Raw genomic sequence first — 19,367 nt, 5'->3', positions numbered from 1 at the left:
CCGCCGACGCGGCCCGGAGCCGTCGGTTTACTCACGCGCTCGCAGCGCCCCTGTGTCTGCACCGGCGGCCCGTCTCGCCCGCACGAAGGCCGCGCGAGATGGGTCTCGATTCGCAGCCGCACGTGGTATCGTCCAGGTTGTGCGCTTGATCGCGTGGGCATCCACCGACGTCGGCCGCGTCCGCATGGCGAACGAGGACAGCTTCCTCGTCGACAGCTCGCTCGGGCTGTACCTCGTCGCCGACGGCATGGGTGGCCACGCCGGCGGAGCCCATGCCAGTGCCATGTGCGCCGACGTCGTGAACAAGGTCGTGCGCCGCGGGATGGCGCGCTTGCATGGCATGCCGCAACAGGCGTGGTCGGAGGCGATCGCGGAGATCTTGCAAGCCTCGGCGAGCGAGGCGAGCGCGCGGATCTACGATCAAGCCCAGCAGGACCGCTCGCTGCACGGGATGGGAACCACGCTGACGGGGATCCTGTTCCACGGCGACCGCGGCTACGTGGTCCACGTCGGGGACAGCCGCGCGTACCTGCTGCGCTCGGCGATGGCCTGTCAGCTGACCACCGACCACTCCTGGCTCAACGAGCAGGTGCTCGCCGGCCTCATCACCGAGGAAGAGGCGCAGGAGTCCGACCTCAAGCACATCATCACCCGCTCGGTCGGGTTCGAGCGGCTGGTCGAGGCCGACATCGTGCCGGTCAACGTCAACCTCGGCGACGTGTACCTGCTGTGTTCGGACGGCTTCGCCAACTACGTGTCGCTCGACGAGCTGGCGGCGCTGGCCCGCGACAACCTGTACTCGGAGCTGCCGCAGGTCTGTACCGAGCTGGCGCTCGAGCGCGGCGGCGACGACAACATCACAGTGGTGGTGGTGCTCGCCTGCAACGACCACGACGAGCGTCACGCGGTCCGTCAGCTCAGCAAGACGGCGACCGATACGCTGCCGTCGCTGCCCTGACGCGGGCCGCGCCGCGCCCCCGCTCGGCCCGGCGCTTGGCCGCAGGTCGCCCGCGTGCTACACCGCCCGCGGGAGAAGGAGCGGCCGAGGGGGACAAGGCGTTCGCGGGTGAGTAGCCCTCACGGGCGAGAGCACTCGAGGAAAGTCCGGGCTCCGCAGGGCAGGGTGCTGGCGCAGGCCAGTCGGGGCGACCCGAAGGAAAGTGCCACAGAGAATCAGACCGCCCGCGTCCGCGCGGGTAAGGGTGAAAAGGTGCGGTAAGAGCGCACCGGGGACCTGGCGACAGGGACCGCACGGTAAACCCCACCCGGAGCAAGGCCAAACAGGGACACGGTGGCTCTCCGCAAGGAAGTCACCAGGGGCTGCCCGTCCCGTCCCGGGTAGTGCCGCGTAGAAGAATGACCGCCACCTGGGGGAGGCGACGAACCCAGGGACAAAACCCGGCTTACGACCCCGCTCGTCCGCTCCTCCTCCCGCTTTTTTTGGATGGAAAGGACATGTTCGCAGGGACATGTCCGCCCGGGCATGGTCCGAAGGACCTGTCCGAAGTTGCAGTTCGTCAGCCGGCTCGACGCGTCCGGGTCACTTCGCGGTCGAAGCGCGGGGCGGCCCGGTGGGCCTTGCTCGCGCCGGCGCTCGAGCACCTGCGCCGCTACCGGGCGGCGGCGGAAGAGCTGAGACCGGATGTCCCGAGAGACATGTGACTGGCCCTCCCGACAGGTACGAATGCACCTGCCCTTGCGGACGGGTCACTTCCGGCGCTTGCTCTCGAGGTCGCTGTAGAGCGCGTCGTAGCGGCCGGCCATCTGAGTCAGCGAGAACTCGCGGGCGGCCAGGGCGGCCGCGTGTTCGGACCAGGAGGCGACGGTGTCGCCGTGCACGACCTCGGCGATCGCGCGGGCGAACGCGTCGGGCTCGGCGGGGGCGGCCAGACCGGCGCGCAGACCGGCGTCGTGGCCGACGTGCAGCAGCTCGGCGGCCGGCGAGACGTCGACGATCGCGGCCGGGACCCCGCGCGCCAGGCCCTCGAGCAGCGCCAGCGGCAGGTCGACCTTCTTGCGCGTGTGCGTGGCGGCGAACAGTTGCAGCGCGCTGCGGCGGTACAGCGCGTCCATGTCGGCGACCTCGGCCAGCAGCTCGACCCGGCCGGAGGCGAGGTCGCCGGCGAGATCTCGCTGCAGACCGGCGCGCGCCTCGGCGTCGCCCTCGGCCTTGGGCCGGCAGGCGATCGTCAGCGACCACCCGCTCGGGGCGGTGGCGCGGGCGAGCGCGACCAGGCGGGCGGCGATCTCCCCGTCCAGGTCGCCGGCGTACAGGAGGCGCTTGCGCCCGGCGACCTCGCTCGGGTGATCGGCGGCGGTGGCCGCGACCGCCGGACGGATGGTGGCGATCTTGCTCTCGGGCACGCCGGCGTCGCGCAGGCGCCGGGCTGTCCCGTGGGACAGGGCGACCACCGCGTCGAGCGGGCGCAGCAGGGGGGTCCAGGCCTCGGCCCCGTGCGACGACATCAAGCTCTGCACGAACAGTCGCCGCGGCTGCAGCCGGCGCAGCAGCGACACGACCGTGGCCGTGGCCTTGCCTGGCGTGAAGGACAGGTGGACCGGCATGCCAGGGTGGCGCAGCATGGCGGCCAGCGCCCGCAGCTTGTCGGTCATCGTCGGCGCGTAGCCGGCCGGCGGCGCGCCGATCACCCGGTCGCCGGCGGGCCGCAGCGGCGCCGCCGGGTCGCCGAGGTAGGCCAGGGACCGGCTCTCCGGCATGTGCTGCACCAGGTCGCGCAGCAGCACGGTGCTGCCGTCGCGGAACGGCGGCCGCAGCGGCTTGGAGATGATGAGCCAGGGTCTTTGGGACATGTCCTAAGGAGCACGCTTCTTGCGGAGCTCGCGGAGCTCGGCCGGCGTGACGGCGCGAGTGACTGCGGCGGTGCCGAGGAAGACCGCGGCGAGCAGCGCCAGCTTGACGATGATGAGGAGCTTGCTGGTCGGGGCGAACGCGCGCGAGGCGGCCTCGACCAGGGCGACCGCGGCCAGCAGCTTGAGCAGGTAGACCGGCGACAGGGCGGCGCCGAGGCTGCGGGCCAGCGCGATCAGGCTGGCGACCGCGCCGGCGGCCCCGCCGATCGCCACCGCCGTGGCCGCGCCGGAGGTGAAGCTCTGCGGGACCAGCACGAAGCCGGCCGCGCCGACGACCACCAGCGGCACCGCGATCAGCAGCAGCGCCAGCTGCGAGCGGCGGGTGCTGTTGAAGATCCACGCCGCGGTGACGGTGAGCGAGTAGCCCGACATGCCCCACACCAGGAGCCGCAGCTCGCCGGCGGCCTCGCCGTAAGCGGCCGGGAACAGCAGCCGCTGGACCTCCGCCGCCGCGCCGGCGCCGACGCTGCTCATGAAGCACAGCAGGAACACGCTGACCTTGGCCGTCGCCGTGACGTAGCGCTGGACCTGCGAGCGGTCGCTCTGCGCGTGCATCGTAGCGATGAGCGGGAACATCACCAGGCTGACCGCGTTCATCATGCTGTAGGGCACGCGCGCGACCAGGTTGGCGCTCGAGTAGAAGCCGACAGCGTCCTTTTGCGCCTGCGAGGCGGCGAACTGCTTGAGCAGCACCAGGTCGAGCGCCTGCAGCAGGTTGACGCCGGCGGTGAACACCAACAAGAGGCCGGTGAACTCGGCCATCGCCGGCAACGGGCCGTTGCCGCTCCCGGCGGTGCGCGGCCGACAACGGCTGACGAACAGGATCGACAGGCCGAGCGCCATCAGCGACGCGAAGGTGAAGCCGCCGAGGATCTCGGCCAGCCCGAAGCCCATGGCCGCGGCGCCGATGATCAGCGTCGTCTTCGTCATCGCCATGAAGATGTCGAGGCCGGCCTGGAACTGGAACTTGCGGACGGCGTTGAGCGTGCCGACGTTGACCGCGTAGGCGGCGTAGATCAGCGGGATGATGCCGACCACCCGCAGCGCGCCGGCCAGCGACGGATCCTTGAGCGCGTAGGTCGCTAGCGGGTCGGCGCCGAGGATGAAGACCACGGCGACGAGGCCGCCGAGCAGGCCGGCGAGGCGGAAGCCGCGCCGACGCAGGTCGTCGTAGGACGGCAGGCCGGCGTCGTACTCGGCCGACATCGGACGACTGACCGCGAACAGCAGCGTCTGGATCAGCACCATGTTGGGAATGGCGATGATCTGGCTTACGACCGTGTAATCACCGAACGTGCCTGGAGGCACGAGGCGGGTGAGGGCGATCGAGACGGCGTAGCCGGCGAGCAAAAAGAAGAGCTTGGCAAAGCCGAGAGAAAGGCCGCCCTTGCTGAGTTCGCTGGCGTCTGTGGCCACGGGTCGCGCACACTAGCACGATGCACCGAGTAGCCCCAGCGCGGGCCCCCGAGGCCGTCGTCGCAGGCAGCGGAAGGCGCGCCTGCGGCGTTTGCGCGACGCCGCCGAGTTTGACGTCCCCGCCCTCCGTTACCTACTCTGGACATGACGATCCCCCAGCGTCGCACGGGCCCATAGCTCAGTCGGTCAGAGCGGCCGGCTCATAACCGGTTGGTCCCTGGTTCAAGCCCAGGTGGGCCCACCCACAGGCGTCCCCATGACAGATATCCACCCGCAAATCCCCGCCCTTCGTACGCTCCAGCGACAGGACCGTCGCCTCACCCTGATGGAGCGGCGCTTGAGGGAGATCCCCAGCCGGATCACCACCCTCGACACCGACCTGCACAAGCTCGAGCAGATGCTCTCGGCCGAGCGCAACAAGCTCGACGACACGCGGTCGTTCCAGCAGCGGCAGGAGATGCAGCTCCACGACGAGGAGGACCAGATCCGCAGCAGCAAGGCCAAGCTGGGCGCGATCAAGACCGCCCGCGAGCTCAACGCGCAGCAGCGCGAGCTCGAGACCACCCGTCGCATGGTCCAGACCCGGACGGGCGAGATCGGCAAGCTGCAGGAGGCGGTCAACAAGACCGAGGCGCAGATCGCCAAGATGGACACGGCGCTGCAGGCGTTGCGCCAGACCGCAGAGGCCGAGAAGGCCAAGCTCGGCGAGGAGCAGGGCCGCCTGAACGAGTCGATCGACAAGGCCAAGAAGGTCCGCGCCCGCCTGGTCAAGGACATCGACCGCGAGACGCTCGCGTCCTACGAGCGGATCCGCAAGCGGCTCGGCGGCGTGGCGTTCGTCGCCGCCCACCGCGAGCGCTGCACCGCCTGCAAGATGGTCATCCCGCACATCATGTACACCCGGCTGCTCAAGGGCCGGGAGATCCCCGCCTGCGAGTCCTGCGGCCGCCTGCTCTACTGGTCGGGCCACTTCCCCGAAGACCACAACACCTTCGAGTCGAAGAAGGACGACGACAACAGCAAGCCGAAGCCCGCCGAGGACGTCATCCCCGGCGTGCGCGAGTTCTGAACGCGAGCCGCGCTCGTCTGTCCGAAGAGACAGACGGGCGCGTGCGCGTGCCGGGGAAGAAGCTGTCGGCGCAGTCAGGCTGGCCGCCGCGCGCCGAGTAACCCTGTCGGGGCGGACAGGGGCGAGCCGAGCTGTCGCGATGCGACCCTCGACCTCGGCGCCGAGGCCGTCGCGACCCGGTACGGCGCGTTGGGCATCCTGCTGCGCCCGCGTCGTCCATGCGGGGACGGGCGTGCGACGATCTGCGAAGCTTGCGACCGGCCCGCGCTCGCTATAATGGACGAAGGGACAGGTGCCAGAGGACCTGTCCCTTCAAACATGTGATTCACACGTAGCGGGTCGGGTCGGGCACGCCGGCGGCGGCGAAGCCGTCGCGGCGCAGGCGGCAGCTGTCGCAGCGGCCGCAGGCGCGGGGGCGATCGTCGGCCACGACGGGGTCGTAGCAGGACACGGTGTCGGCGTAGTCGACGCCGGCGGCCAGGCCGGCCTGGACGATCTGTCCCTTCGACCAGCTGATCAGCGGCGCGCGCACGTGCAGCGGCTTGCCCTCGACCCCGGCGCGGGTGGCCTCGGCGGCCAGGCGCTCGAACGCCGCCAGGAACTGCGGGCGGCAGTCGGGGTAGCCGGAGTAGTCGACTGCGTTGACGCCGACCCAGATCTCGCCGGCGCCGAGGACCTCGGCCCAGCCGAGCGCGTAGGCGAGGAACAGGGTGTTGCGCGCGGGCACGTAGGTGCTGGGGATCTCTCCTTCACCCGTAGTGCTGTCCTTGGGGACAGCTTCGCTGCTGGCCCGCAGCAGCGAGGTGCCGGCGGCGACCAGGCGGCCGAGGTGGGCCAGGTCGACGACCTCGTGGGCGCGGGCGCCGAAGCGCGCCGCCTGGCGCGCGGCGCTGGCGAGCTCGACCTCGTGGCGCTGGCCGTAGCGGAAGCTGAGAGCGTAGGTCTCGCGGCCCTCGGCTGCGGCGAGCGCGAGCACTGTGGTCGAGTCGAGGCCGCCGCTGAGGAGGACGACGGCGCGCATGGGCTCGGTCATGACGACCTCGGAGGTTGAAGACGGGCTCGGCGAGCCCGGAAAGAAGGGCGGAGCTCGTGAGCCCCGAAGTGAAGGATGAAACTGGGAGGCGCGCCCCGGAGGTCGGTCGGCTCAGGGAGCGAGCGCGAAAGCTGAAGAGCCCGACGAAGCGGGCTCTGAAGGTCGAGGCGGAAGCCGAGCCCGGAGGCTGACGAGCCCGGCGAGTTCCGAAAATCGAGGCGGGCTCGCGGAGGCCGAGCCCGGGCGAGAGGAAACGCGCCTCGACTGTCGCGGCCGTTCGCGGGACCGGTCGAGGCCGCTGCGCTCAGGCGGGCGTGAAGGCCGAGTCGATGGTGTTGACGATCTCGATCGCCATCTGCCCCGCGGAGATGTTGGTGGTCGACGACGAGGTGCGGCGGACGGGCAGCTGTTCGTCGAGGTTGAACAGGACGGTGCCCTCGGCGGCGACGTCGAGGGTGATCATCTGCTTGCCCTGCTCGACCGCCCCGGACGACTCCGACTCGTACTTGACCTCGGCGACCCGCTTGCCCGAGGAGCTGTCGATCTTGACCAGCGTGAACTTGCTGGTGGTGTCGACCGGGATCACCAGGCCCTGCAGGTTCTCGTCCTTGCGCTCGGTCGTCTCGATGGTCTTGCCCTCGACCAGCGCGGCTTTCGGCAGCTCGGGCAGGCCGAGCACGCCGGTGGCGAAGCCGGCCACCGCGGCCTCGACGCCCTTCTTCTCCTTGGCGGCCGCCGTCTCCGGCAGGGCCTTGGTGCCGGCCTCGTCGAGCTCGCCGCGCAGGTCGGCGACGAAAGCGCCGGTGAAGCCCTGGACCGCGGCCTTGGGGTCGACCGGGGTCTCGCCCTCCTTGGGGGGCGGCAGCATGTCCTTGCCGAGGACGAACTCGCGGACCTCGGCGACCGACAGGCCGACCTTGATCTTGCCGCCGCCGGCGTCGGTCACGTCGAGCAGGCCCGAGAGGTCGCCCGAGGCCTCGTTGACGCCCTGCGGCGAGGTGGCCTTGAAGCTGAACTTGACGTCGGCCCGCAGCTTGTACGCGCTGGCCTTGTAGCGCAGCTCGGTGCCCGCGGCCTGGTCGGCGGAGCCGCCCGCGGCGTCGGGACCGGCCGTGTCGGCGCCCTTCTTGCAGGCGAGCGGGGACGAGGCCAGGGCGACGAACAGGGCGAACACCGCAGAACGGCGGAGCAGGTGGCGTGGGGTCGACATCGGCGGCAACGCTAACCGCGCGAGCCAGGCGGTGCAACCGGGCCGCAGGCGCACGCCCGTGAAAAAGCTCTGCCCCTCTGCTAAGAAGTCGCCGCCTCATGGTCCTGGCTCTCTTCAAGCGGCTCCTCGGACGCCGGCCGAAAATGCCGCGCGACCAGATCACCCGCATCCCGCGGGCAGTTCGCAAGGCCACCGAGCCGCAAGTCGCGGCCATCCAGGCCGCGCTCGACGAGATCGCCGCGCTGCCGGGGCTCGCCGACATCGCCCTGAACAAGCGCGCCCCCAAGGGCTTCTACGCCGCCGCCGCCCGCTTCGTCGCCGCTTACGACGCCTACGTCGAGGCTGTCGCGAAGCACATGAACTTGGGGTCAGCCGCGCGCCCCGGCACGCCCGAGGGGTTCCGCTGCTGCTACGAGCAGCCGGTCGGCGTCAGCGGCGTCGAGGCGCTGCTGATCTACCGCACGATCCGCCCGTGGCGCGACTTCGCCGACGTCGCCAAGCGCCTGGCCGAGCTCGGTGAGGCGCAGTTCAAGGAGATCCAGCAGCGCCACACCGGCAAGGACCCGGAGAAGATCGCGATGACCGACGCCGCGGTCGAGGACGGCCGGGTGGCGTTCGCCAAACGCGGCGAGCTGTGCCCGCTGCTCGACCCGCAGACCCACCGCTGCCGCGTCTGGGAGGTGCGCCCCAACGTGTGCCGCATGCACTTCGTGGTCAGCGACCCGACCGGCTCCGACGCGCGCGAGCCGGGCTTCGCCAAGGTGGTGGCCCGCAACATCCGCCTTCCGGGGCGCCAGCAAGTGGCGTTGATGCAGATCGAGAAGCGGATGATGCTGGGCGTGGCGCCGTTCCTCAACGCCGGCCAGCTGCAGATGCTGCAGTTCTGCGAGGGGCAGACGATCCCCGAGGTCGGCGAGTCGCCGCCGCGCTTCGCCGCCGACGGCCAGCCAGCCCCCAAGGCCAACCGCAACAACCCCGCCGCCAAGAAATTTCAGAAGGAGCGCGCGCGAGAGCAGCGGCGCGCGACCCACAAGAAGAAGTGAGGCCCGCGGGCCGACCTCCCCGAGGCAGGTCGACCGCGGGCTCGCGCCGCGATGCGAGGCATGTCGCCCTCGCGCGCTGTGATGCGGGGCAGGTCGACTCTCGCGCGCCGTGATGCGGGGCGGGTCGGCCTCGTGCGCCGTGATGCGGGGCCCGGTCGGCCCGTCGCGCGCCGTGATGCGAGGCAGGTCGCCCTCGCGCGGCGTGATGCGAGGGCCGGTCGCCCCCCGCCCGTGACGAGCAGGTCGGCCCTCGCTCGCGCTGCGGTGGCATCGTCTCGCGACGAGAACCTGCACGAGCCCGGGGGCAGGTCCTTCGTTCGCGGCGGATGCGGGGCAGGTCGGCCGTCGCGCGGTGCGAAATCCGCCGGCGCTCTCGCCGTGACGCTAACGACCGGCGAGCCACGCGGCCGGCGAGGTGAGGCGTGAAGCAGAATCAGGGGGAGCGAGTGGAACCCCCTGCTCGGCCCTATGGCGCGGCCGGCGGAGGTTGCGTCCAGCGGTAGCTGACGAAGGCGGTGAGCGTGCCGTTGGCCTCGCCGCACATGAACATCACGTGCTGGTCGGAGGTGTCGCCGGTCAGCGTCACGCGCCCGTCCTTCTCCTCGCGCTGCACCGTGGGCACGATCTTGGCCAGCGCCGCGGCCAAAGGATCGACGCAGTCTTTCAAGGTGGCGCCGGCCGGAAACGCGAACAGAATCTGAGCCGTGAAGCGGCCCTGGTCATCGGTGGGCGAGCGCCCCTTCTTCGTCACCGACGTGCCCGGCAGCAGCGCCGGCGAGAACCATGACGGGTCGGGTACCGACGACGCCGGCGCATTGGTCGAGAACTGCTGTCCCTCCGACGGTGCCGTCGGCGCCGGAGTCGGTGCTGCCGCGGGCGTAGCCGACTTCACAGACTCGGCTGTCGGCTTCGCCTTCGACGCTTCAGGCGACGGACCGCAGGCGACGAGCGCGAGGGTCAGGACGGACAGGGCGCATGGGACAGAGCGCAGGGGCATGCGCGAAAGTGTAGCGGAATCTGTTAGAAGGGAGCCGGTATGAGCGGGCCGTCGGTCAGTGCCACTTCGACGTCGTCATCGCCTCGCGAACAGGCGCAGCCGGTCCGGAACGGGGTCGTCATCGCCTACAGCCACCGGGAGCGCGATCTGCTGGGCGAGCTGCAGGTCCACCTGAAGCCGCTGCAGAAGGCGTGGATGCTCGACCTCTGGGACGACCTGCGCGTGGCCGGAGCCGCCCACGAGCTGCGCCGGGCCCTCGCGGGCGCGCGCGTGACGGTGCTGCTGATCTCACCGGGCTTCCTCGCGTCGGCGTTCATCACCGAGCACCGCCTGCCGGCCGTGCTCGCCGCGCAACAGCACCCGCGCGCCGCCGTGCAGTGCCTCTACATGCGCCCGGCGATGGACGCGTTCGTCGAGTACCAGTTCGCCGACCCGAACGGCCTGCAGCCCAAGAGCGTGCGGATCTCGAGCTTCTACGGGCTCAACGACCCGATGAAGCCGTTGGCCGCGTTCGACCGCCGCGGCCGCGCCGAGATCCTCGCCGCCGCCGCCGACGAGATCATCCGCGCCGCCCACCGCGCCCCGGTGATGAGCGTCGGCGCCTGAGATTCTTGCGCTCGAGCGAGGGGGTCCCGGACTGCGCCGGCATCCTGTGCGCGTGGAGGTTCGGCGCATCGCGTTCGCGCTCGGGCTCAATCCGCCGCGCCCGCTGGCTGCGTCGCCTCTCGCTGCCCGGCAGACAACCACTGTACCGGCCCGCGCTGTCGACCCGCGTTCACCTGTCCCCGGGGACAGGATCGCAGCCCGCATTCCCCGGGCGGCGCCGGCGAACCGCGCGACGCGTGGGTTCGCTCGCGGGGGTGTCGTCGTACGGCGCGGCTTGTGTCGCCTGCGGGCGGCGATCTATCCTCGCGTCGCCGCGTCCGTCTGCGCGCTTCCGCGCGGCAGCTCCTTCCGCATGTTGACCTCGCTGGCGACCTCGTGTTCGCGCGCCCGCTGGTGCGGGGTGGTCGTCGCCGCGGCGCTGGCGGGGCCGATGCGGGTCGCGGCGGCCCCCGAGCCGGCGCCGATCTCCGAGGCCGCCCAGAGCGCCTACGACCGCGGCCTGGCCGAGCGCGACGCCGGCCGCTTTCCTGCGGCCGCGCGCGAGTTCGCGGCCGCCTACGCCCAGATCTCCGTCAGCCAGCGCGAGCTGCGGGCGGCGGTGCTGTTCGACCTGGTCGACGCCCACCGCGGCGCCTACACGGCCGGCGGCGAGCGCCGCGGCAACGAGCACCCGGCCGCGCACCTGTGCGCCGCCGACCGGGCCCTGGCCGACTTCATCGAGACCGAGCAGGAGCGCAAGCGCGGCCGCAAATCGCCCGACATGGTCAAGGCGACCGGGCTGCGCGAGGAGGTCCGGAAGGACTTCATGACGGCCAAGGCCCGCGAGGCCGACCTCGACTGCGCCGCGCTCGAGCTGCCGCGCGTGCTCGAGAAGGAGGAGCCGCCGCCGGCGCCGCCGGCCGATGGCCCGAGCAAGCCGCGCGACCCGAACAAGCTGCTGATCGCCGGCGGCGTGACTGCCGGGGTGGGGCTGGCGCTGGTCGGCCTGATGGTCGGCGGCATGGTCCGCGGCCAGCGCACCGAGGCCGACGGCGCCGCCCTGGTCCAGGCGATGCCGGGGCTGGCGCCCGACGACCCGCAGCTGGCCGAGCTCGAGCGCCGCGGTCGCGGCGACAACGCGATGGCGGTGGTCGGCGGGGTGTTCGGCTCGCTGGCGCTCGGCGCCGGAATTGCCCTGCTGGTGGTCGGGGCGCGCGCGAGGCAGGCGTCCGGGCGACCGGCCACGCCCGAGCCCGCCGCCGTCGCGGTCTGGCCGCTGGCCTCGCCTTCGGGCGGCGGCGCGGCGCTGCGCTGGCGGTTCTGACGGCCGCGCGCGCTCCTGTCTCTCGGGACAGATGAGTCCTGCTTCACCCGCCGCCTGCGAGGATCGCGGCGGGGCGACTTCCGCTATGCTGGGGCGGCCCGATGGCTTCGCGTTCTTTCGGCCCGCGCAGGTCGAGCGGCTCCGGCCGCGGGATGTGGCCCGCCGACGGGCCGGACCCACTGCTCGGCCACACCCTGGCCGACCGCTACAAGCTCGAGCGAGTGATCGGCCACGGCGGCATGGGCACGGTCTACCGCGCCGAGCACGTCGTGATCCGCAAGCCGGTCGCGGTCAAGGTGCTCGACGCGGCCCACAGCGAGCGGCGCACCGAGGTCGACCGGTTCCTGAACGAGGCGCGAGCGGCCTCGAAGATCCGCCACGAGCACGTGGTCGACATCACCGACTTCGGCTCGACCAGCGACGGGCTGGTGTTCCTCGTCATGGAGTATCTCGAGGGCGAGGACCTCTCGAGCACCAGCGCCCGCGAGGGCGCGCTGCCGTGGCGGCGGGCGGCGGCGATCGTGCTGCAGATCGCGGCGGCGCTGGAGGCCGCGCACGCGCAGGGGATCATCCATCGCGACATGAAGCCGGAGAACTGCTTCCGGATCCGCCGCGGCAACGACCCCGACTTCATGAAGGTGCTGGACTTCGGGATCGCCAAGGTGCTCGAGGACAGCGACGTCGAGCGGCCGTCGAGCGCGGCCAGCGGCCTGCTCGGCACGCCCGAGTACGTCGCGCCCGAGCTGATCCGCGGGCTCAAGCCCGACGCGCGCGTCGACATCTACGCCGTCGGGGTGATGTTCTACGACCTGCTGGTCGGCAAGCTGCCGTTCGCCGGCGAGAGCTTCATGTCGACGCTCACCGCCCACTTGATGCAGGTGCCGCCGCCGCCGTCGCAGGCGAAGCCGGGCGCGCAGATCCCCGAGGCAGTCGACACCGTGGTCCTGCGCGCCCTCGCCAAGGACCGCGACCAGCGCTACGACACCATCGGCGAGTTCGCGGCGGCGCTGCGGGCCGCGATCGCCGAGGCCGACGCCGCCCTCGTCCCGCCGCCGCTGCCGGTGCCGCCGCCGCCCGAGCCCGAGCCGGCCGGGATCCGCCCGCGCGTGGCGCTCGCGGCCGGCGCGGCGATCCTGCTGGTGTTCTCGGCTGTCCTTTGGACCATGGCCAAAAGGTTTTATACGAAAGAACAGGTGGCCCCGCCCGCCGCGACCGCGCCCGTGATCGCAGCGGCGCCGGCGGTGGCGCCGGCCGCTGCGGCGATCAACGAGGCGCCGAAGCTCGCGACTCCACCCGTCGTGATGATCAACGAGGCGCCGCCGGTCGCGGCGCCGCCGATCGCGGCGCCGCCGACGGAGGCGGTGAAGCCGGCCCCCGCGCCGCCCCAGGCGCCGGTCGAGGCTGCGGGCGAGACGACGTCCGCGGCCGAGACCGACACGAGCGCCGAGGCCGACGTCGAGCCGGAGCCGGCGGTCCGCAGCGCAGCGCCGAAGAGCCCGAAGATCGGGCCGGCGGCGTTGACTGCGGGCGAGTTTGCGACCGCGATGAACAAGATCGGCGCGCGGGTCAAGCTCGAGTGCTCGCGGTTCTCGCTGCGCAAGATGGAGGTCACGGTGCAGGTGGTGGTGGGGCCCGACGGCGCGGTCAAGAGCGCGGCGCCGACCGGGTCGCAGGAGGGCAGCACTCTCGGCAACTGCGTGGCGCGGGTGGCCAAGACGGCGCTGCTGCGGCCGACGCGGGCCAAGTCGACGCACCGGCACACCTTCACGATGTGATAGCGTCGCGGCGATGAAGCGACTGACGGGCAAGCGGGCGCTGGTCACCGGAGCGACCAGCGGGATCGGGCGGGCCATCGCCCTTCGGTTCGCCGAGGAGGGCGCGAACCTGGCGATCACCGGGCGGCGCCGCGAGCGGCTGAGCGAGACCGCCGAGCGGGCGCGGGTGGCCGGGGCCGAGGTGGTGGCGATCGCCGCCGAGCACACCCGCGGCGAGGACAACGAGCGCGTCGTCAACGAGGCGCTGCAGGGCCTGGGCGGCCTCGACGTGCTGGTCAACGCCGCCGGGGTGATCGGCAACGACTCGATCCTCGACAGCCCGAAGCCCGACGAGTGGCGGCGGATCATGGACGCCAACCTCGAGGCGGTCTACGACCTGACCCGAAGGGCAGCTCCGTCGCTGGTCCACGGCCGCGGGCCGTCGATCGTCAACCTGTCGAGCATCGCCGGCCTGCGCCCGTACCCGACGATCCTGTCGTACTGCGTCAGCAAGGCCGCGCTCGACATGCTGACCCAGTGCCTCGCGCTCGAGCTGGCGCCGCGCGGGGTCCGGGTCAACGCGATCTGCCCGGGCGTGGTCGTCAGCGAGCTGCACACCGCCACCGGGGCGGTCGCCGACTACGCGGCCTTCCTCGAGCGCGCCAAGACGACGCACCCGCTCGGTCGTCCCGGTCAGCCGGAGGAGATCGCAGCGCTGGCGACGTTCCTCGTCAGCGACGAGGCCGGCTGGATCACCGGCGGCCTGCACACGATCGACGGCGGCCGCACGCTGACCTCGTTCCGATGATGTGTCCCCGAGGGCATGTTCTTTTTTTAAAAGAACATGCCCTTCAGGCCAGGTCGATGCCGAGCTTGGCGGCCACTGCGGGATCTGCGACCGGATAGACCTCCTCGCGCGGGGTGACCAGCGCCTCGCGGTCGCCCTCGAACCACACCCGGCGCTGCTCGGCGACGAACGCGGAGATGTCGTCGATCTCGACGATCCACTCGCCCGCGTAGCTGGCGATCGCCGTCCCGCGCAGGCCGAGCTGGATCGCCCGCCGCTCCTGCTTGTCGCCCGACGGCCCGTGGTCGGGGTCCCACTGCAGGCGCACGTCGGAGCGCTTGCCGAGCTGCTCCCACGCCTTGCGCTCGCCGTAGACCTCGGGCACGTGCGTCGAGTGGATCGCCTCGGCCAGCACTTTATCAAAGGCGTCGCGGCGGAGGCGGACGGCCAGAGTCACCTCCTGGCCTTCCTTGGTGCCCCAGCCCGATCGATACATCATCCAGAGAAAATTCGGCTTGATCCACGACATCCGCTCGAGGCTGAACGGGCCGCCGAAGCGCTGGTGCTCGGCGGCGAATCGGCCGATCTCCGGGCGGTAGGCCTGGTAGACGACGATCGTGTCGGCGTCGAACTGCGCCAGGATGTGCCGGCCCCGCTGCGGCCAGCGGGTCTTTTGTGAATAATAGGGTTCGGTGACGAGCTTCATATTGTCTGTATTTCAGGACATGTCCGTCGGGACCTGTCCCTTGTAATGGGAGAACTCCATGTGGACGCGAGCGCCGACGGCGACCATGCGCGCGGTCAGGCCGGGGTCGGCCTCGGCGACGATGCCCATGTCGGGCTTGTCGGCGCGGGCGTGCGGGCGCAGGCCGGCCAGGAGCGGGGCGGCGAACTCTGGGTCGGCGACGCGGAACGGAAAGGCGCCGGGGAAGTCGGGGTTGAACGAGGCGAAGCCGAGGTGGACCGCGCTCGGCTCGGCCGGGTCGACGAGGCGGAGCAGCACGCGCCCGGCAGCGCGCCCGCCCGCGAGCTGCCCGCGCGGGAGGGAGAAGGCGGCCTCGATCGCCGCGTCGTCGGCCGGCTCGATCGCTCGCGTCTCCAGCGATCTCTCGCAAGCGGGCAGGGCGTCGGACTGAGCCCACGCGAAGCGCAGCGCAGTCGAGCGGTAGGCCTCGCGCATGCCGAGGCGCTGGTACAGGCCGACCGCGGGCAGGTTGCCGGGCTTGACGTTGAGGCACCACGTGGCGCACCCGACCGCGCGCAGCTCCGCGGCCGCCGCCCGCAGCATGGCGACCCCGATGCCCTGGCCGCGGCGCTCGGGCGCGACGACGACGTGCCGGATGTAGCCGACGCCGTCGAGGCGCTCGAAGAACAGGTAGCCGACAGCTTCGCCGTCCTGTTCGAAGAGCCAGGTGCCGGGGACGATCTCCGCGGCCCAGTGCGCGGGCGAGGGGATCGGGTCGCCCGTGTCGAGCTCGGGGAAGAGGCGGACGAAGGTCGCGTAGTCGTCGTGGGCCGCGGGCCGGTGCGCGAGGGCCATGCCGCGAGGGTAGCAGGTCGCGTCGCGCCGATCGCAGGGTCGCGGCGAGCAGGGCCCCGTGATCGCGGTGCTCGCCCGCGGGAGGACGGCGGTGTGCTCGCGGGGCGGGACGGTCGTGCTCGGGAAGTCCGGGACCGTTCGCACTCGCGGCGTCGCGGTTCGCACCCCGCGTCGAGGGTACGTTGCGCAGCGGTGAGGCCCCTGGTCCATCGCAGGTTCGCGCCGCGGGCGCGCGTCGCGGGCGAAGGCGGTTGAAATCGCGGGCGCGCGGCACTACGGTCCGGGGTCCGTGTCGGCGCGCGTCCTCTTGCTGGCGATCGGCGTGGCCGCGGGGGCGGCCGGCGAGGCGCGGGCGGCCCCGGCATGGCGGCTGGCGGGCGAGTCGACCCCGGAGGCGCTGGCGCCCGGGCAGCGGGTCAGCGTCCGCGTGGTGCTGCAGAACCTGAGCCGAGAGACATGGTCCGAAGGACAGCAGGACCACCTGTCGTACCACTGGGAGTCCCTCGACGGCGCCGTGATCGTGCGCGACGGGGCGCGCACGCGGCTGCCCTACGCGGTCGGGCCGGGCGAGACGGTGGCGCTGACCGCCGCGCTCCTGGCCCCGGCTGCCGCGGGCCGCTACGTGCTGCGCTGGGCGCTCGTGCGCGAGAACGCCTTCTGGTACGACCCGCCGGTCGGGGGCGGTGACGCGGTCGCGGTCGACGTCGGGCCGGCGCCCGGGACCTGGTCGATCGAGCAGGTCGACGCGCCGCCGGAGCTCGCCGCCGGGGCGCGGGCGACCGCGCGGGTGCGCCTGTGCAACACCGGCGCGAACGCGTGGGCCGACGAGCTCGGCGACGCGCTCAGCTACCACTGGCTCGGCGGCGAGGGCGAGCGGCTCGAGGGCGTGCGCACCTCGCTGCCGGCGCGGGTCGAGCCCGGCGGCTGCGTGGTCCTGCCGGCCGAGCTGCGCGCGCCGGCGCGGCCGGGGTTTTATACGCTGGTGTGGCAGCCGGTCCGCGAGGGCGTCGCCTGGTACGGGCCGGGCAGCGGCGCGGCGACGGCCGAGGTGCGGGTGGGCGCCCCGCGCGACGCGTTCGCGGCCCTGTCGCTGAGCCTGCCGCCGCTGCAGGCCGGGCTGCCGGCGCTGGCCCAGCTCGCGCTCGAGAACCGCGGCGACGAGACATGGCTCCCGGGACAGGGCCTGAAGATCAGCTACGTTTGGACAGGTCCTGAGGGACATGTCCTGGAGGGCATCCGCACTGAGCTGCCGGAGCCGGTGGAGCCGGGCGAGGTGGTGGAGCTCGAGCTGCGGGTGCGCCCGCCCGACGCGCCCGGCAGCTACGAGCTGGCGCCGTGGCTGGTCCGCGAGGGCGAGGCGTGGATCGCCCCCGAACAGGAGCTGGCGGCCGCGGCGACCGTCGGCCCGCCGGCGCTGGCGTGGGAGCTGGTGGCCGCCGACTGGCCGACGCGGCTGGCGGCCTCGGACAGCGACGCCTTCACGGTCACGGTGCGCAACACCGGCGCCGAGGCGTGGTCGCCGGCCGCGGGCGACCGCCTGTCGTACCGTTGGCGCGGCGAGGACGGCACGCCGCTGCAGCACGAAGGCATGCGCACCGAGCTGCCGCACGCGGTCGCCCCCGGCGAGACCGCGACGCTGGCGGTGCGCGTGGCCGGCCCGCCGCGCGCCGGCAGCTACACCCTGGCGCTGGCGATGGTGCGCGAGCAGGTGCGGTGGTTCCCGCCGCCGACCGGCAGTCCTTCGGAACATGTCGTAAAGGTCACATTGCGCGCGGCCTGGTGGCAGTCGGCGCTGGCGCTCGCAACTCTGGCGACGGTGGTGCTGGCGCGGCGCCGGCGGCCCGCGCCCGGCTCGTGGCGGTGGGCCGCGCTCGACCTGATCCCGGCGCTGTGGCTGTGGGCGGCGATGGCGGGGCTCGGCTCCGCGTTCCACGAGCTCGCGGCGATCGATCTGTGGCAGGGCGGCCGCGCGGCCTCGATCAGCGCGGCGGCGGTCCCGGGCCTGTTGGTGCTGCTGGTGCCCGGGCGGCTGCGGCCGTGGCTGGCGTTCGTCCTGTCCCTCGGGACAGCCGTGCTGCTGCTCGCCGATCTGCTGTACATGCACGTGCTCGGGGCGATCGTGCCGGTGCAGGCGCTGATCGGGGCGCACCAGGTCGGGGCCATCGGCGCCAGCGTGCGGGCGCTGCTGCGGCCGGAGTACGCGTGGCTGGCCGCGGCGCCGCTGGCCGGGCTCGTGCTCGCGTGCGCGTGGCCGCGGGCGCGCGCCCAGGCCCGGCCGAGCCCGCGAACGCGCCGACGGGTGACCCTCGCGGGCGCTGCGGCGCTGCTGCTGGCCTCGCTGCCGCTCGCGCTCGGCCTCGGCGGAGCGATGCGCAGCGGCCTCGGCTCGCGCGTGTTCTCCGAGCAGCACAACGCCGGCCGCTTCGGCGTGCTCGGGGCCCATCTGTTCGACGTGGTGCGCACGCTCGCGGGGGCGATCGGCCAGCGCTCGCTGTCGGCGACGGAGCGGGCCGAGATCGCGGCGTTCTTCGCCGAGCGCGACGAGGCCCCGCCGCCCGGGTTCGGCCTGGCGCGCGGGGCCAACCTGCTGGTGATCCAGGCCGAGGCGCTGCAGGGCTGGACGATCGGCGCCAGTGTCGCCGGGCAGGAGATCACGCCGTTTTTGAACCGCCTGCGCGGGCGTGCGCTCTACTACGGCGCGGTGGTCGACATCACCGCCCAGGGTATGACCTCGGACGCGGAGTATGCGATCCTGAATTCACAGTACCCCCTGGGGCAGGGGGCGGTCGCGTTCCTGCGCGCCGGCAACCAGTTCGAGACGGTCGCCCACGCCCTCAAGGCGGCCGGCTACGCGACGCTGTCGGCCCACCCGTTCAAGCGCGGGTTCTGGAACCGCGCGACGCTGCACCCCCGCTACGGCTTCGACCGCTCGCTGTTCGACCGCGAGCTCGGCCCGGGGCCGGTGATCGGCTGGGGCCTGGCCGACGAGGCCTTCTTCGCCCGCATGCTGCCGGAGCTGGCGGCGGCGCCGAAGCCGTTCTTCGCGTTCCTGGTGACGCTCAGCCTGCACCACCCGTACGACGAATTCCCACCCGCCCTGCGCCGGCTGCAGCTCGGCCCGCTCGAGGGCACGAGCCTCGGCAACTATCTTCACGGGATCCACCACCTCGACGCGGCGCTGGCCGAGCTGTTCGCCGGGCTCGAGGCGGCTGGCCTCGCGGACAGCACTGCGGTGGCGATCTACGGCGACCACGACGCCCGCCTGGGGGTGACGCCGGAGATCGCGGCGCTCGCCGGCGAGCCGGCCGGGTCGCCCTCGCTGCGGCTGCGGCTCGAGCGGGTGCCGGGCTTTTTGGTCTTGCCCAAGGGACAGGTGGCCGGCGAGGTCGACGCCGTCGGCAGCCACGTCGACCTGGCGCCGACCTGGCTGCACTACCTCGGCGTGCCGGCGCCGCCCGCCTTCGTCGGCCGACCTCTGGTCCCGGCTCGGGCCGGCCCGGGGGTGGCCGCCCTCCCCGACGGCTCGGCGGTGGGCGACGAGCGCCTGTTTGCGGTCGCCGGGCAGGACATCCCCCCCGGGGGGGCCTGTTTTACGGCCGCCGGGGCCCGTATCGAGCGGGAGGCCTGCACGGGGCTGGTGGAGCGGGCCCGGCGCGCGCTGGCGGTGTCGCGGGCGATCGCCGACCACGACCTCGCCCGCGCGCTCCCTTCGGGGACGGAGCCGGGTCCGTGATAGCC

15 protein-coding genes, 1 tRNA gene and 1 other RNA gene are annotated in these 19,367 nt (G+C 72.6%); 10 read left to right on the top strand and 7 right to left on the bottom strand.

What is annotated here, in order from left to right; genetic code table 11:
* Positions 1-139: 139 nt before the first annotated feature.
* Together OV090_RS18235 and rnpB are read left to right on the top strand one after the other, a co-directional pair.
* Positions 140-958 carry a protein phosphatase 2C domain-containing protein gene (locus tag OV090_RS18235; RefSeq protein ID WP_096328098.1) on the top strand — a complete coding sequence of 273 codons (819 nt, stop codon included), beginning with the start codon at positions 140-142 and terminating at the stop codon, positions 956-958.
* Positions 959-1,043: 85 nt separating this feature from the next.
* An RNA gene (gene rnpB, locus OV090_RS18230) (RNase P RNA component class A) lies at positions 1,044-1,422 on the top strand.
* Positions 1,423-1,707: 285 nt separating this feature from the next.
* Here the strand turns inward: rnpB and OV090_RS18225 are convergent.
* Positions 1,708-2,811, bottom strand: coding sequence for a glycosyltransferase (locus OV090_RS18225; protein WP_267705000.1), 1,104 nt, complete (start codon positions 2,809-2,811; stop codon positions 1,708-1,710).
* A gap of 3 nt (positions 2,812-2,814) precedes the next feature.
* Positions 2,815-4,287, bottom strand: coding sequence for an oligosaccharide flippase family protein (locus OV090_RS18220; RefSeq protein ID WP_267704998.1), 1,473 nt, complete (start codon positions 4,285-4,287; stop codon positions 2,815-2,817).
* 167 nt (positions 4,288-4,454) lie between these two features.
* Between OV090_RS18220 and OV090_RS18215 the strand changes: the two genes are divergently transcribed.
* Together OV090_RS18215 and OV090_RS18210 are read left to right on the top strand one after the other, a co-directional pair.
* Positions 4,455-4,528, top strand: a tRNA-Ile gene (locus tag OV090_RS18215).
* A gap of 15 nt (positions 4,529-4,543) precedes the next feature.
* On the top strand, positions 4,544-5,356 hold the full coding sequence (locus OV090_RS18210; protein WP_267704996.1) for a C4-type zinc ribbon domain-containing protein: 813 nt from the start codon (positions 4,544-4,546) through the stop codon (positions 5,354-5,356).
* A gap of 325 nt (positions 5,357-5,681) precedes the next feature.
* Here the strand turns inward: OV090_RS18210 and queC are convergent, their stop codons facing one another.
* Complete coding sequence (gene queC / locus OV090_RS18205; protein ID WP_267704993.1) at positions 5,682-6,389, bottom strand: 7-cyano-7-deazaguanine synthase QueC; 708 nt, start codon at positions 6,387-6,389, stop codon at positions 5,682-5,684.
* 304 nt (positions 6,390-6,693) lie between these two features.
* Positions 6,694-7,599 carry a hypothetical protein gene (locus OV090_RS18200; protein ID WP_267704992.1) on the bottom strand — a complete coding sequence of 302 codons (906 nt, stop codon included), beginning with the start codon at positions 7,597-7,599 and terminating at the stop codon, positions 6,694-6,696.
* Positions 7,600-7,697: 98 nt separating this feature from the next.
* On the opposite strand from OV090_RS18200, the gene OV090_RS18195 reads away from it, so the two are divergent.
* On the top strand, positions 7,698-8,642 hold the full coding sequence (locus OV090_RS18195; protein WP_267704991.1) for a YkgJ family cysteine cluster protein: 945 nt from the start codon (positions 7,698-7,700) through the stop codon (positions 8,640-8,642).
* Positions 8,643-9,108: 466 nt separating this feature from the next.
* Here OV090_RS18195 and OV090_RS18190 read toward each other — a convergent pair whose 3' ends face one another.
* Positions 9,109-9,639 carry a hypothetical protein gene (locus tag OV090_RS18190; RefSeq protein WP_267704990.1) on the bottom strand — a complete coding sequence of 177 codons (531 nt, stop codon included), beginning with the start codon at positions 9,637-9,639 and terminating at the stop codon, positions 9,109-9,111.
* Positions 9,640-9,678: 39 nt separating this feature from the next.
* Between OV090_RS18190 and OV090_RS18185 the strand changes: the two genes are divergently transcribed.
* From OV090_RS18185 to OV090_RS18170, 4 genes are all read left to right on the top strand, one after another.
* A complete protein-coding gene (locus OV090_RS18185) occupies positions 9,679-10,245 on the top strand; it encodes a hypothetical protein (protein ID WP_267704989.1) in 567 nt (188 codons plus the stop codon).
* Between the two features lie 352 nt (positions 10,246-10,597).
* On the top strand, positions 10,598-11,548 hold the full coding sequence (locus OV090_RS18180; protein WP_267704988.1) for a hypothetical protein: 951 nt from the start codon (positions 10,598-10,600) through the stop codon (positions 11,546-11,548).
* 101 nt (positions 11,549-11,649) lie between these two features.
* Positions 11,650-13,323 (top strand): serine/threonine-protein kinase, encoded by a 1,674-nt coding sequence (locus tag OV090_RS18175; protein ID WP_267704987.1) that lies wholly within the window; start codon positions 11,650-11,652, stop codon positions 13,321-13,323.
* A gap of 13 nt (positions 13,324-13,336) precedes the next feature.
* The gene (locus tag OV090_RS18170; protein ID WP_267704986.1) at positions 13,337-14,110 is read left to right on the top strand and encodes a glucose 1-dehydrogenase; all 774 of its coding nucleotides are present in this window, start codon (positions 13,337-13,339) and stop codon (positions 14,108-14,110) included.
* Between the two features lie 43 nt (positions 14,111-14,153).
* On the opposite strand, the gene OV090_RS18165 is transcribed toward OV090_RS18170, so the two are convergent.
* Positions 14,154-14,795, bottom strand: a complete 642-nt coding sequence (locus tag OV090_RS18165) for a DUF4291 domain-containing protein (RefSeq protein WP_267704985.1) — start codon at positions 14,793-14,795, stop codon at positions 14,154-14,156.
* Between the two features lie 12 nt (positions 14,796-14,807).
* Positions 14,808-15,629, bottom strand: coding sequence for a GNAT family N-acetyltransferase (locus OV090_RS18160; RefSeq protein WP_267704984.1), 822 nt, complete (start codon positions 15,627-15,629; stop codon positions 14,808-14,810).
* Between the two features lie 289 nt (positions 15,630-15,918).
* On the opposite strand from OV090_RS18160, the gene OV090_RS50735 reads away from it, so the two are divergent.
* Positions 15,919-19,362 carry a sulfatase-like hydrolase/transferase gene (locus tag OV090_RS50735; protein ID WP_267704983.1) on the top strand — a complete coding sequence of 1,148 codons (3,444 nt, stop codon included), beginning with the start codon at positions 15,919-15,921 and terminating at the stop codon, positions 19,360-19,362.
* The last annotated feature ends 5 nt before the right edge of the window (positions 19,363-19,367 follow it).

It is taken from the genome of Nannocystis sp. RBIL2 (assembly GCF_026626745.1).
Lineage (GTDB): Bacteria > Myxococcota_A > Polyangia > Nannocystales > Nannocystaceae > Nannocystis.
The sequence above is the reverse complement of the archived record's forward strand: the minus strand, read 5'-3'. Positions and strand labels throughout refer to the sequence as shown.